Origin of the sequence: Zoogloea sp. LCSB751 (assembly GCF_002028455.1) — a bacterium.
GTDB lineage: Bacteria > Pseudomonadota > Gammaproteobacteria > Burkholderiales > Rhodocyclaceae > Zoogloea.
In genome coordinates this window covers 1-236 of record NZ_MWUM01000635.1, presented here as the reverse complement: position 1 = coordinate 236, position 236 = coordinate 1, and the positions used below count along the sequence as shown (strand labels likewise).

General features: G+C 50.4%; 1 protein-coding gene. It reads left to right on the top strand.

Annotated features, from left to right (window positions below; all coding sequences use genetic code 11):
- Positions 1-236: ATP-binding cassette domain-containing protein (locus B4920_RS27990; protein WP_139379790.1), on the top strand; the 236-nt coding region annotated here is incomplete at both ends.

Below are 236 nucleotides of genomic sequence, written 5' to 3'. Positions count from 1 at the left end.
CCTATGGTGATCGCGTGCTAATCGATAACCTGTCGTTCTCGATTCCTAAAGGCGCGATCGTCGGTATTATCGGAGCCAACGGTGCAGGTAAATCGTCCCTGTTCCGCATGCTGTCTGGCAGCGAGCAACCTGATAGTGGCACCATTGAGATAGGTGAAACAGTACAACTGGCGTCGGTTGAACAGTTCCGCGATTCGATGAATGACAAGAACACCATTTGGCAAGAAATCTCTGGT